This window comes from Novosphingobium resinovorum, from assembly GCF_036352595.1.
GTDB lineage: Bacteria > Pseudomonadota > Alphaproteobacteria > Sphingomonadales > Sphingomonadaceae > Novosphingobium > Novosphingobium resinovorum_B.
In genome coordinates this window covers 96,974-109,753 of sequence record NZ_JAZFAX010000019.1, presented here as the reverse complement: position 1 = coordinate 109,753, position 12,780 = coordinate 96,974, and the positions used below count along the sequence as shown (strand labels likewise).

13 protein-coding genes are annotated in these 12,780 nt (G+C 62.8%); 1 reads left to right on the top strand and 12 read right to left on the bottom strand.

Annotation, left to right across the window (positions count from 1 at the left end; all coding sequences use genetic code 11):
• Positions 1-199: 199 nt before the first annotated feature.
• From V2S85_RS17610 to V2S85_RS17590, 6 genes are all read right to left on the bottom strand, one after another.
• Positions 200-1,353, bottom strand: a protein-coding gene (locus tag V2S85_RS17610) for an IS3 family transposase (protein ID WP_330704146.1) whose coding sequence is annotated in 2 segments (ribosomal slippage) — positions 200-1,095 and positions 1,095-1,353 — 1,155 coding nt in all. Because the reading frame shifts where the segments join, the coding sequence is not laid out codon by codon here.
• A gap of 28 nt (positions 1,354-1,381) precedes the next feature.
• Positions 1,382-1,669 carry a PilZ domain-containing protein gene (locus tag V2S85_RS17605; protein WP_330704145.1) on the bottom strand — a complete coding sequence of 96 codons (288 nt, stop codon included), beginning with the start codon at positions 1,667-1,669 and terminating at the stop codon, positions 1,382-1,384.
• Positions 1,670-2,045: 376 nt separating this feature from the next.
• Positions 2,046-2,240 (bottom strand): DUF1660 family phage protein, encoded by a 195-nt coding sequence (locus V2S85_RS27270; protein WP_419198212.1) that lies wholly within the window; start codon positions 2,238-2,240, stop codon positions 2,046-2,048.
• A 509-nt stretch (positions 2,241-2,749) separates the two neighbouring features.
• Positions 2,750-3,310, bottom strand: coding sequence for a DUF4168 domain-containing protein (locus tag V2S85_RS17600; protein ID WP_330704148.1), 561 nt, complete (start codon positions 3,308-3,310; stop codon positions 2,750-2,752).
• 6 nt (positions 3,311-3,316) lie between these two features.
• Positions 3,317-3,631, bottom strand: a complete 315-nt coding sequence (locus V2S85_RS17595; RefSeq protein WP_330704144.1) for a hypothetical protein — start codon at positions 3,629-3,631, stop codon at positions 3,317-3,319.
• A 266-nt stretch (positions 3,632-3,897) separates the two neighbouring features.
• On the bottom strand, positions 3,898-4,059 hold the full coding sequence (locus V2S85_RS17590) for a hypothetical protein (RefSeq protein ID WP_330704143.1): 162 nt from the start codon (positions 4,057-4,059) through the stop codon (positions 3,898-3,900).
• A gap of 176 nt (positions 4,060-4,235) precedes the next feature.
• Here V2S85_RS17590 and V2S85_RS17585 point away from each other — a divergent pair, with 176 nt between their 5' ends.
• On the top strand, positions 4,236-4,634 hold the full coding sequence (locus tag V2S85_RS17585) for a hypothetical protein (RefSeq protein ID WP_330704142.1): 399 nt from the start codon (positions 4,236-4,238) through the stop codon (positions 4,632-4,634).
• 2 nt (positions 4,635-4,636) lie between these two features.
• On the opposite strand, the gene V2S85_RS17580 is transcribed toward V2S85_RS17585, so the two are convergent.
• From V2S85_RS17580 to V2S85_RS17555, 6 genes are read right to left on the bottom strand one after another with little or no spacing between them, the layout of a single operon-like run.
• Positions 4,637-8,383 carry a conjugal transfer protein TraG N-terminal domain-containing protein gene (locus V2S85_RS17580; RefSeq protein ID WP_330704141.1) on the bottom strand — a complete coding sequence of 1,249 codons (3,747 nt, stop codon included), beginning with the start codon at positions 8,381-8,383 and terminating at the stop codon, positions 4,637-4,639.
• Between the two features lie 8 nt (positions 8,384-8,391).
• Entirely contained in the window at positions 8,392-9,831 is a 1,440-nt protein-coding gene (locus V2S85_RS17575) for a conjugal transfer protein TraH (protein ID WP_330704140.1), read from the bottom strand.
• A gap of 46 nt (positions 9,832-9,877) precedes the next feature.
• Entirely contained in the window at positions 9,878-10,480 is a 603-nt protein-coding gene (locus V2S85_RS17570; protein ID WP_330704139.1) for a hypothetical protein, read from the bottom strand.
• Positions 10,477-11,364 (bottom strand): conjugal transfer protein TraF, encoded by an 888-nt coding sequence (locus tag V2S85_RS17565; protein ID WP_330704138.1) that lies wholly within the window; start codon positions 11,362-11,364, stop codon positions 10,477-10,479. The genes V2S85_RS17570 and V2S85_RS17565 overlap by 4 nt, the downstream gene beginning before the upstream one ends.
• Positions 11,361-11,957 (bottom strand): S26 family signal peptidase, encoded by a 597-nt coding sequence (locus V2S85_RS17560; RefSeq protein ID WP_330704137.1) that lies wholly within the window; start codon positions 11,955-11,957, stop codon positions 11,361-11,363. The genes V2S85_RS17565 and V2S85_RS17560 overlap by 4 nt, the downstream gene beginning before the upstream one ends.
• Positions 11,929-12,753, bottom strand: a complete 825-nt coding sequence (locus V2S85_RS17555) for a type-F conjugative transfer system pilin assembly protein TrbC (protein ID WP_419198214.1) — start codon at positions 12,751-12,753, stop codon at positions 11,929-11,931. Before V2S85_RS17555 ends, V2S85_RS17560 begins: the two co-directional genes overlap by 29 nt.
• Positions 12,754-12,780: the final 27 nt, after the last annotated feature.

Below are 12,780 nucleotides of genomic sequence, written 5' to 3'. Positions count from 1 at the left end.
AGGGCCATTCTGTCCTCGGTCATCGTCTTCTTCTCCAGGTTCGAGTTCGCATCCGAACCCTACCAGAAGATCGACGGTGGCCACCCTCTCAGGGAAACCTTCCTACACCACCCCGCGGGACACGACCCGTTTGCCTTTGAGAATCGCAAGCAAGGCCCGAAAATCATCCGGCCTGACCTGCCCCCCGGCGGTCCCCCGGTCATAACGAGAGTCTTGCGGTTGAATATTCCGGCACGCTCGCCTGCACAAGCGCGTCGGGCGTGATGCTATCGTCCTGCACGAACGTCCGACGCGCTTGTGCAGGCGTTCGATTTCCCAACGATGAGTGGGGCCGAACATGGTTGTAATCGTAGCGCCAGATGGCCAGCTTCCGACGGGCATCAGCCAGGCTGTCGAACAGTTCCTCGTTGAGCAGCTCATCGCGCAATGAGCCGTTGAAGCTCTCGATCAAGCCATTCTGCTGGGGCTTTCCGGGGTCGATGTAATGCCACTCGACCTTGTTCTTGCTGGCCCACTGCAGGATCGCCCGGCTCGTAAATTCAGTGCCATTGTCACTGACAATGCAAGCAGGTTTCCCATGCAGGCGAACCAGCGCATCCAGTTCGCGCGCCACTCGAGCTCCCGAGATGCTGGTGTCCGCTGCCAAGCAAAGGTTCTCCCGGCAGCAATCATCGTTGATCGCCAGAATCCTGAACTTACGCGACGCGCCAAACGTATCGGCGACAAAGTCCATCGACCAGCGGTCACCAGGGCGAAGTGCCCCCGGCACCGGTGTCCGACTACCCCGGGCGCGCTTGCGGCCGCGGCGTCGGCATACAGACAAGCCTTCTTCCCGATATAGCCGGTAGAGCTTCTTGTGGTTCATGCTCATGCCCTTGCGCTTCAGCATGACGCCGATCCGACGATAGCCGAACCGACGGCGCTGCCCTGCGATTTCTCGCATCGCTTCGCGGATGGCTCCGTGGTCCGGCGGGCGTTCGCGCCTGACCGTCTTGGGATCGACGCCAATCAGCACGCAGGCCCGGCGCTGTGAGACTTGGTAGTCCCGCATCACACCGAGCGCCACGTCGCGCCGCTGGCCTGGCGTCGTCAGCCTTTTCCCAGCAGGTCTTTCAGGATCGCGTTGTCCAGCATGCTGTCGGCCAGGAGCCGCTTCAGCTTGCCGTTCTCGTCCTCCAACTGCCGCAACCGATGGGCATCGGAAACCTCCATGCCGCCGTATTTCGCCTTCAGCTTGTAAAAGGTCGCCGTGCTCAGGCCGTGCTTCCGGCAAACCTCGACCGTTGGAAGCCCTGCCTCCTGTTCCTTGATCATCCCGATGATCTGCGCCTCGGTGAAACGGCTCTTCCTCATGCGTCTGCTCCTTCCTCGTGGACAGACTCTACATCAGAATGAGGGACCTTTCGGGGGGCAGGTCAGGCCGTATGACCCGTTCCAGTTGAAAGCCGGATCGGCCTCGATGCGTCCAAATCAAATGGGCTTCGATCAGTCCGATCACCGGCAGTCGGATGAGCACGCGTTCTCCGCGATCGATGGCAACTTCGCCAAGGCACATGAAGCCCTGATCCGAAATGTTGGCGATGTTCAGCGTCATCTCGCCAAGACGGCGATGCTCGGCGACAACGGAATGCGTGACATCGTGGCGCAGACCACGACGTGTCTCGATCATATAGTGTCCACTCCAAAACCGGGGACACAATGCGCCTGCATCCGTCACCTGGTTAACAACAGGAGACAGGGATTCGGTAAATATTTTATTAATTCAGCGTCTGCCGCACACGCTTTGCTCCGACACGTTTATCGTGTCGAATTGGGTCGGCCTGCTGCCCACCGCATGATGAAGCAGCGAATTTGAGGTCAATTACACGATTGAAAAGGATTAGCAAATCGCGCTCGTCCTCGGGCCAACGACTTGAAGGTAAGGATAGCAGTGCTTGTGCAATGTCGTCTTCGCTTATTCCTTCAAGGATTACCATGATTTTCCTGAATCCTTACTTAAGGTGCAGTCCCAACGACTTTACCTCGTTCGGCATGGCGTGGCCAAATTACAAACCTGAAATACCGGGCGATCGATCGCTGCTTGAGTCCGGGGAACTGCCCGCAGGCTTCCACTCATTTTCGGAGATCTCGCATACCAGCGGCATGCTGCACCGTTCACAGATACCTATCCACTGACCGTCTTTGGCATACGTATGCTTCCAGTCAGATTGATGACCAAACAGCTTGCAAAGCCGACTCATGCAAGAGTCTCCTTTTCAGGAACGGATCGCTACAACCAATATCATGATCGAGATCGCTGATATGGTCGCAAAAGGCTGAAACGATCAGGGGTTCCAGATTGGATCTGCGATTGGCCATATTCATGAGACGAACGAAGCACTTGTCAGACAAAGCGTAATCGCCGGAAACTTGCGCAAAACAAATCAGATCTATGCGATCACAGCGCCAATTCACTTTATCCCTTGTCGGCCAGCCAGTCTATACGCCATGACCGGCGAGCCCTTCTACGGATCTGAGCGCCACAATGACGGCAAGTGCCAACATAGTTCAAACCGTCCCAGGTCACGCCCGAACGAACAGGTGTATGTCGGTTGATCCAGCAAAGGGGGAAAGCAAGTCGCATTGAACGGTCCACGCTGTGGTGACAGTCACGCGTCAGCACCATCTCCCACGCAATGTCAGGCTATCCGTTCTGGAATTCATCATAGCACGCAAACAGCCCATTGCACCATGTCACACGAAGAGGGGCCTATTGCGGGGGCGAACCGCCATTAAGCTTGCTGGCAAAAGCCTGAATGCGCTGCTGAAGGGCTGGGTTCGATTGTGAGTCAGTTGCAATTTGGTTGAACTTTTCCGGCGTTAATCCCGCAGCTTTTACGGCAGTTACCATTCTGGCCTGCTTATCGCCGTCGGGCGTCGCGGTATCCTGCTGGATCTCCTGCACGGCGAGCGCGGCTTTTACATATTGTTCAAGCTCCGCGTCACTGAAGCCTCCCGCCTCTCCCGGAACCGGAGGCGTCGCCGGCGCGGCAGGAGGCGGGGCGCCAGGACTGACTGCGTCCTGGGCTCGGGCAGCACCAGTCGTTGCAAGGAGGTACAGCGCGCAGGATGTCGCGACCGGCATGACTGATTTGGTGAGCATTATCTCGTTCTCTCCGCCTAAGCTCGCCATGAGAAGGTCATGCAGGAGGAGCGCTTTTCCAACCCCTTCATGGACCCGCGGTGCCGTGAATGGGGTGAAACGACACTCAAGTTGCAAAAACGACGAGAAGCGGCCGGATCGTTTTAACGCTTGGCTGCGGGCCGGCACCTTCAATCACGAGGCAGAACCTTTGCCCATGACATGGGCGGCCGGATCGATGATCGTGACGGCATCTCGCGAACTGTTGCAAATGGCATCCGCCATGCCAAAAAGCTCCACCTTGCCGCCACCATTGTAGATACGGCCAGCCACTGTCCCGCGCACGATGGCGTGTGCACCTTTTTCCACCTTCAGATCACCGGCGATCGTGCCATGGAGGATGAGCTTAATGCTACTGCATAAAGTAGCGCCGCCCGTCACAGTCCCATAGAGGGCAATATCCTCTTCGATTTCAACGGGACCATCCAGATTTTTGTGAACTGCCTTCACATCCTTATCTCCCTGCGATTCTACGCTGCACCATCCGCCGCAAAACGACGAAATGCCTCCCAAACCCGGCACGCCTTGAAGTTCTGCTATGTGCTCTCCAGACGCCGAGCCCATGGTAAACTGTGGTCAGCCCCTATATCGTAGTTCACGCGGATTTTCCGCCATCGCCTAACTCATCTCGCCGTTGCCCTGACCCGCCATCGCGCATTTCCGCCCTGCCAATCGACCAATCGCTTGCTCCTTGGCTATTTGCCTGCTGGTCGATTTCAAGGTGCCTCTTCTGAAGGCTTGCCCTGCTTCGCCGTGTGCTCCTCATGGAGTTCGCGGGCCATCTGACGCCCAAGAAGGCGTGCCAGACGAAGGATGGCGGCATCTGCCTCCGGAGAGAGCGCAGGCTTTTCGATCGGTGAGCCCGTCTTGTTTTTCATGGCCTCAGGGCAACCTGGCCCAAGACCCTGACAGGTGTCGGGCGGGAGAACCGAAAGAGACGCAGAGGAGCAAGATGGGAGTGGAGGGAAGGAGAAAGAGAACGGCGGAATGACAGAAAACTCATATCGCCGCGCTCGCAATCCGTGCTATTCTTCGCGCCGAAAAGGCTTCGCACATGCAGCAAGTTGATCAATTCGAGCAGATCGATCGGGAAATCCACCAGGAACCATCGCCACGGGCTGCGGATTGGTTCTGGCGCCCATGGTATGCGAAACTCACGTGGGCGCTGACGCTGCTCTACTGGATCGGCCTCGAGGGTTTGCTCACAGTACCTTTCGACCAGTTGAATATCTATTTGGTCAACACAATGGTCCTGCTGATTTTCGTTTTCAATCCAATCACTGTCGTTGCGGTGCTCGGATATGGATTTCTCAAGGCCAAGGTTGCATGCGGGGAATCGGTGATAACGCCGGGACCGCCTTCGCGAAGACCGGCCATTGATCCCTACACAGACCCGTCCGATCCCCGCTCGGGTCTCCGCCACCTTCGGCACATCGGCGTGATTAAGGATTAGCATCATGGATCCCGCCGCTCCTTGAAGCTCGGATCGCCGTCGGCCATTCCGTTGTCACGGTCGAATAGTAGTCGACCATTACCAAGGATCGACGATTGCTCCATTGATATGACTGGACCCGTGACATCAAGCGTACCTCGCCCAGCGTCTGCCTCTCTCAGGTATCGATTTCGCAGCCCGTAGTTGCCAAGCACCTGCTCACTGAGTTCCCGGGCAAAAGTCTGCTCAGGACGACTAGAACGGGCGGCCGTTTTCTCGGCTGAAGCAATTGCCTCCCGAACATCGTAATTCACGGTATCGATTGATGAATGAGCGACAACCGCTGCAACACCTCGATCGGAAATGTCGGCACTCAAGCTACCGCTCAACGAGCCCGTAACGCTGTTGCCTTTGGCGCCTTCTTTTTCGTCGCTGCCCTTGCCGCCAGAGCCAGCGCCGCGCGAGGCTGATGCGGTGAGATCGCCGGAGATGCTCTGGCTATCCGCGGTTGAGTGCTCAGCCGATCGCGCAAGCGACCGCTGCCATCCGGTCTGAACCATGATCGCCGTAACATCGCGCTCCAGCGTATCGGCGACCTGCGGCTTCAGCCGCCAATTGCCGCGCCGATCCATCTCGAATCCGCCACGCAGCCAGCTGGCCATGGCTGCTTCACCTTGCGGCCCGCTCCCCAGGAAATGCTCGATCGTATCAGGCCCCGCCTGCTTACCGGCCTCAAACCGCGTGCTGGTGTCGTTGCGGGCCGACTGACTGAACCCGGTGCTGCTGGACACGAGCAGGTCATTGTGCGCGAAGCTAAGCCGCGCATGCCCGCCGTTGGCGATGGCGCCGAGCTGGCCCTCGTTGATGAGGCCGCCACGCCACATCTGCGCTGCAAGCTCTGGCGTCAGGTTGAGACTGACATCGCCATTCTGGCTCATTGCGATCTGTCGCTTCGACATCTCGACGCCATGCTCGCGCAGAAGCGCCTGCGTGCGGGTGAGACGCTCCTTGTCGACGATCCCTGTCAGCCGCTCGTTGCGGGCGCGATCAGCGATGCCTTCCGCGCCGCCTTCGGCCATATCGACCTGGTTCCCGGCCGTGCCGGCCAGCGCGCGAATAAAGGAATCGAGCCGCGCTGCCTCGCGCACGGAAACGCCCGCGGCCGCTGCCCCTTCAGCAAATCCCGCATTGTCCGCTTGCCGCCGCTGCTCGCCGATCCGGGCGGAACTGCGCGCGCCGTCAGCACCGACCTCCCGCTGCGCATCGAGCTTGCCCGAACGTTCGGCAAAGTCGTAGCCTGCGGCCTCGCGGGTACGTCCATAGACACTCGTACCTTCACGCGCCGCCTCCGCGCTCGCGCCATCGGCCGTGCCAACCTGGACTGCGGCATTGTAGCTTTCCAGCGCGCGCAGCACCTGCGCCTCGTTGCGTCCGGTCGCGCGCGAGAGTTGGCTGATCGCCGTCGATCGCGCCTCGCCCGACAAAGCGTTGATAAACCCGATCCGCCGGCTGGTTTCGGTAACAGACAGGCCGAGCATGGAAGCGGCCTGCCTCTCCCCCTCGTTATGCCCTGTGCGGCGCGCCTGCTCAGTGGCGACATTACCGCGCTCGACCGCGGTGACCCTCTCGCCGGCATAATCACGCCGCCCTTCCATTGCGCCGACCTGCGTTTGTGCCGCGGTCAGATCATTGCGCAACATCTGCTCCTGATCGAAGGCATTGGCCGTCAGCTTGGCGAAGGTCGGATCAGCACTTGCCTGCCCGATCACCGTGGACGCCTTGAGCGCGGCATCCCTGGGATCATAGCCGTTCCGCTCAAAATGGCGCCGGGCGCCCGCTTGCATCATCTCATAGGCACGTTGGTCGCCGAACGCCTTCCACTGCACCATGTTCTGCGCAAAGGCGGCAAAGGCCCGCTCTCCGGACTGGCCTTCCCCGAAATAGCTGGTCCCGAGCTGGCGCAGCGCATCGCTCTGCGCGAAACCATGGATCGCCGACGTCGCGGCGTTGCTGCGTATCGCGCGCGCCGTGGCAGGATCGCTCAGATCCCGTCCGACGAGGGCAGGGGATAGCCCGCCCAGTTCCCGCGCGGCATCGGTCCGCCCCAACCCGAACGCCGCTGTCCCTGCCGGGCCGCCGCCATGCTCGCCCATGACGGTTCCCGCAGCGCCGAAAGCCCGGTCGAGGCCAAAGCTGCTGCGCTCGCCAAAATCGCCGAACCCGGACGATGTCGAGCGGCGAGAGAGCGTGCCGCCGGCCGAAGCCTGCGCTTCCAGCGCCGAGGCATAGCCCTCGCTGGTTCCCACCGTCGCCGCCGCCATGCTCCCCTGTCCCTGCACGCCGAGCATGCCCGACGTGAAAGCAGTGAACATGTTGCCCGAAAAGCGGAACACGGTGAACACAAAGGCGCCGGCAAGACCCGCTGCGGCGGTCCGGAACGAACCGAAAATGGCAAGCGCCTTCATCGCTGCCGATGGCGCGAGAATCCAGCTGTCGGCCGCGACATTGGTGGCACGCAGTTCCGCCAGCACGTCCATCGCCCGGCCAAGCGTAAGCTGATAGATGCCCGCATCGATGACACTCCACAGCGCCACGAACACGAACAGCCCCAGCGCAAAGCTGGCTACCCTGAGATTGATCGGCGTGAGAATGAAGAGCAGCGCGATCGGCATCATCATAAGCATGATCGCGAAGACGGACGCGCGGATCGTCGGCATCCACTCATTGGCGGTAGAAAGCGTCGCCAGGCCGTTGGACTCGATCGCCCGGTTCGCCATCACCCGAGCTGTCGCTGCCGGGGAATCCTCGAACAGGACATCGCCCACCGTCTGTCCGAGCAGGATGTTGGCGAGGAATTTCTGCCGGTTCATCGCTTGCCCCAGCATCATGTCGCCCAGGCCGTCGATCTGCTGGCGGCAGCGATCGCGCTGGGCCGTCTGGGTCACGTCGAAGCCGGTGCGCGCGCAGACCTGGTCGCTGTAGGCATCGAATAGAGTAGAATCCGACAGCCGCTCGGAAATGTGGCTCCACGCCGCCTCGCAGCTCACCGTCGTTCCCGCCTTGTCGCTCGCCGTGAACACGGTCGAGAAGGTTGCCGGTCCCGCCATCGCCGCGAAAGAGGAGGGAAGGTCGGTCGAGGTCCGAAAGAGCTGATCGTCATCGACGCCATAGGCCGGCGAGACACGCGCGACCGGGTAACATTGCCGAACATAGTCCTTCACCGTCGCATCGAGGAAGGTATCGACGATCGGACTGCGCGGGGACACCGCGTTCAGGAAAAGGTCGAACGCATGTCCGCCGGCTCCAAATTCCAGCTTCGCATTGGGATCGGTTGTGTTGTCGTCGATCGTTTCGGCAAGCGCCCGCTCCATGAGATTGGTGACACCCGCGACCAGAACGATCAGATTGGGCACGTCTCCAACCGGCTGGTAGGCATTGCGTACCCGGTCATAGATGTGGACCGTTCCCGTTGTGGCGATCATTCCCACAAACAGCCCGATGCCGACCAACATCTGAAAACCAAACGCGACAAGACCCATTCCGGAACCCCGAATACTGGCCAGCACCGCGCCAAGAGCTATGCCGGCTACCGCGATGATCACGACCAGCGTTTCGTAGCGGGGGTCGCCAAAGATCATTGCAACGAGATGGAACGCATCGACCGTTTCCGCGAAACCGCCCCAGGTGTGATAGCTGGCATCGATCGCCAGCGCGGGCGTCGCGATAAGAGAGCCGGCGAGGGCAATCAGCAGGCGAAGAAAGGAGCGCATGGCGGGCCTCACCGGTTACGATTGGCGTTGGCGCCCGCGGCATCGCGGGCGTCGCGGTCACGCTGGCGCACGACACCGGCATAGCTGGCGGAGAGGTTCGCCTGGTTCATCGCGGCCATGTAGGACTGGCGCATCTGCGCGCGCTGGCGCAGCACCTCGTCACGCAGTTCGCGAAGCTGCTCGATGCCCTTGGTGAGGATGCGCGTCTGGCACACGTTCGTATTCGCCGCGTCCGCCGCGCCCGCCGTAGTGACGCCGCGCTCGGCGTTCTGGAGGGCGAAGTCGATCGAACGGGTCAGGTCGTTGAGCATCTGGTAAGCGAGGGTGAGGGCGACCAGTTCGTCGGTGTCGGCGATCACGCTGTCGGTCAGGCCCTGGCGCACGCCCCATTCGAGCAGGCGATAGACCGGCAGGGTCCGCACGTTGGCGACGAACTGCTTCTCCTCGCTCGTCAGTGCCGAGCGGGTGCGGATCTTGGCCGCGACCGATTCCATCTTCTCGCGCGCCAGTACCAGCGCGCCGCGCCCGGCGCCGTTCACCGAGCAGTCCGAGGCGGTGGCGGGAATGTTGAGCGCACGGGTCGGCACGCGGCCGGTCAGGAAATCGTCGGCGCTTTCGGTGTCCTGGTGCGGGCAGGCGGGGATGGCCGAGAAGATCGGCACCTTGTCATTCGTATCCCAGCGCATGTAGACATCGCCGACCCGCGCCCGCATGACGCCCGCCCAGTCCGAAGCGCCGACCCGGGCGGCGGCATGCGCAAGGAGCGAGCCGGTCTTGAAGATCTCGGTGACCTCGGCGGGGCAATTCTCGAGCGCGTCCTTCAGATCCTCGGTCGGATTGCCCTTGTTCGCCTGGATCTTCTCGCGGCTCTGCTGCCAGCTATTGGCATAACCTTCGCGGATCGACTTGTAACCGGTCATCTCCTCGAGGATCCCCGACATGTTGTCGTCGCCCTTGGCGATCTGGACCATGCGGTTGGCGAGGCGGCAATCGTTCACCTGGATCGAGTTCAGGTAATTGGTCGCCGCCTCCATCTTTGAAATTATATTCCCCATCTTCTCGTCAAGGGTTTCCAGGAGATACTGGAAGGCGACCGCGGGGGCCGCCTGAAGGATCGTCTCCAGCTTCTCGACGAGGTATTCCGGATCGAGGAACGACATTCCGCCCAGGAACATGTCGATGCCGCCGCAGCCCGCCTTCACCTTGGGCAGCGTCAGGCTCATGAGATAGTCGTCATGGACGTCGACCCGGCCCGACATCCCGCCCGCGGTCACGTAGCCGCGGGTCTGGTCCTCGAAGCTTCCGGGCGAAGTGTAGGTGACATTGTCGAACCAGCTCTCCGCCCAGCTCTGCGCATGGGCGGGGACCGCGTGGCCGCACGATGCGACCACCAGGAAGAGCACGAGGGCCGCAGCGCGACGGTTCAGACGGTGTGGATTACATTCCATGGCGGGCATCCCGGTGAAGTGGAAAGGTGACGCGGCCCCGCCATGATCAGCGTCCCTTCGGGTTGGAGGAGGCCGGCGCCCTCACGCCGACGATCCCGGTGAATTTGGACATGGCGCGCACGCCGACGGCGGTTCGCGCCCCGGTCAGCATCCGGGCCGCGAGCCAGGCATTGCGCGCGATGTTCGGTCCGTGGTCCGTACCGATCGCGATCGGGACCATGCGGTTCGGATCCGTGGCCGCGCGAACCCACGCGACCGGGCTGCCGACCCAGGGGAGCCCCAGGCGCCCCGAGCGCAGCATCGCCTCCTCGGCGCCGATGGTGCGCACCTGCCAGCCATAGCGGGCGCGGAATGCGAGTAGCTTCGACCACAGATCGGCGCAGGGCAGGCAGTCGGGCGCGGTGCTCATCTCGATCACATAGAGCGAGGCCTGGCCACGTAGCATGGTCTCGAAGTCGGGGGGAAAGGCGCGCGTCACCGGAACGCGCGATAGCCACAGTCGCATGTCGGGGGCGGTCGATACCGGGTGAATGGCGGCCCGCCTGGCGATGTCCCTGTTCGCCTGCTGCGCGGCAGCTTGGTTCGCCGCGCACAACCCTACGCCAATAAGCAGGGCGTATCCAAGGCGGACACTCCGCAAGCAAGTCATGGCCGCGGTTCCCGTGTATCGACGAGATCGCCGCCGCTCACGCGCGGATCGGTCGAGGAGACCGGGCCATTGGCGAGCGCATCGAAGAAGCCGTCTTCCTCGCCCGCGGCGGTCAGCCACTGCTCGGGCCGGATATCGCCGCTGAGCAGCCGCACGGCCTGGTAGGCCATCTGCGCGATGTTGGGGTAGGTCTCGACCCCGGCGGCGATGACCATGCGCTGGGCGCTGTTCCGGCGGATCACCATGGTGGTGGGCGTCACCTCCACCCCGAAACGTTGCCCGAGCTCAGGCTTGCGGTCGAGATCCATGAGGCTCACCTGCCAGCCCATCTCGTCCTGGAAGCGCTGCAAGATCGGCCATTGCACTCGGCAGTAGCCGCAGGATGCGCGCGCGAACATGACCAGCGCGAATTCGCTCGCTTTCGAGCGCAGATACTGGCGGCGCAGTTGATCCTTGTGCGCGCCGAGCACATCGCGCGCCTCGCCGACCATCGGGTTCGCCGCCCTCGCATTGAGCTCGGGATGCGTGAGCAGGGCGAGTTGGGTGACCCCTGCGAAAGCGCGGGCCTTGCGACGCGCGAAGTCCTGCAGCCGCCAGAAGTCCGATACGGCCTCGACGGTAAGTACGGTGGCGGCATAGTCGCGCTGCTGTTCGATCAGCATGCGGATCTTCGGCGGGGTCCAGGTCGCCAGTTCCGCCATCGGCGGGATCACCGGTTTCACCAGTGCGTCGGGATCGGACTTCTCCTCTTCCACCTTGGCCGGCGCCTGATACCACCAGTAGCCGCGGGTGCCGCTTTGCGGGCCGGTGCGCCCGGACGCTTGCGCCAGCGCTGTCTGGGTAGGCAGCAACAGGGCTGCGGCAAGGGCAAGCCGCCGCCTCACAGCAGCTTCTCCATCCGCGTAAGCCGCTCGATCGCGACCAGCCCGTAATAGCGGCTGTCATATCCATCGGGATGCGTCGAGCCGACGAAGATCATGCCCTCCGGAATGCGCGTGACGCCCGGGCGCCAGTGCGTCAGCGCCTTGCCGTCGCGGCCGACCGGCTTGCTGACGCCCATCAGGCGGCCGTGGCAATAGTACCAGCCATTGCCGGGCTGGCCCAGGCGAACGGCCTTCTCGATCATGACGATCGGCTCGCCCGGCATGCACAGCGCATATTTGGTGACGTTGACGGGCCTCGGACCCGCCACCGAGTCCGACAGCATGAACGATACGAGATCGCCGCGCCCGATCGGGCCGGGAGCGCGATGCACCACCCAGGCGTCGATCGACGGGGTCATCACCAGCGTCGTGTGCGGCATCGCCCACCAGGCAAAGAGACCGATCGGGAGTACGATACCGTAAGCCTTGAACAGCTGCGCGGGGCGCGCCGGCTTGCCAAGGCCCCTGGCGCCGAGCGCCACGGCGGCGCGCAGCGGTAGGTCCTTGCCTTCACGGTAAAGCCGTCTACCGGCGCGCCAGGCGAGTGAGAGCATCCCGCACCTCCTCTCCGCCGCCGAGGCGGCCATATTCCTCGAGCAGCCCGGTAAGCGCCGCGTCGCCGAACACGAGATGCGCAGGCCGCAGGGGCACCTCGTCACGCTCGCAATAGGGCCGGGTGGGATCGCCGGGAACCATCGCCAGTGCCGGTACCCGGGTGACGCCATGCTGGCGGAAGACCAGCGGATCGACGATCAGCTGCACGTTACGCATGGCGCAGGCGGGGCCTTCGCACCCCGGATCAATGCGCAGGATCGCCGCCGACAGCTTCGCCATCGGCGCGACCTGTCGCATTCCGCCGGGCATTCCCCGAAACGCCATGACGCCGCCGGCACGCTCGAGTTGGCCCGCGTAGGTTCGCAGTGTCGCGACCGGCATCGCGGACGACACGAACAGCACCGGCACCCAGCGTTTCTCACCACCAGCGGAGACCACGCCGGCCAGCGCCGCGGCTTCGGGCTGTTTCACTCCCAGCGCCTGCGCGACCCGGCGACTGGCAGCTTCCCGCTCGGCGGCGAGCGCTTCGCGCGCGGCCGCGACGTCTCCTTCCGCGCGTTTGACCATGGCAGGATCCGTCTTGCGGCGGCGCATCCCCTCGAACGCACGGCGCTGGGTGGCGGTGTCCGACTTCGTCGGCAGAACGGGCGAGGGGACCTTTGTGGCCTTCGCCTTGTCGGCGGCGCGCTTGACGCGCTCCATGGCGTCCGCACCCTGGTCCTCGATCCGCGTGCGGGCGCTCTCCGGCTGCGCCTGCCCGAACGCGGGCGGCGGCGCACTTGCGCCTGCCCCCATCGGTGTACAGGCAAGGCAAGCCACGAG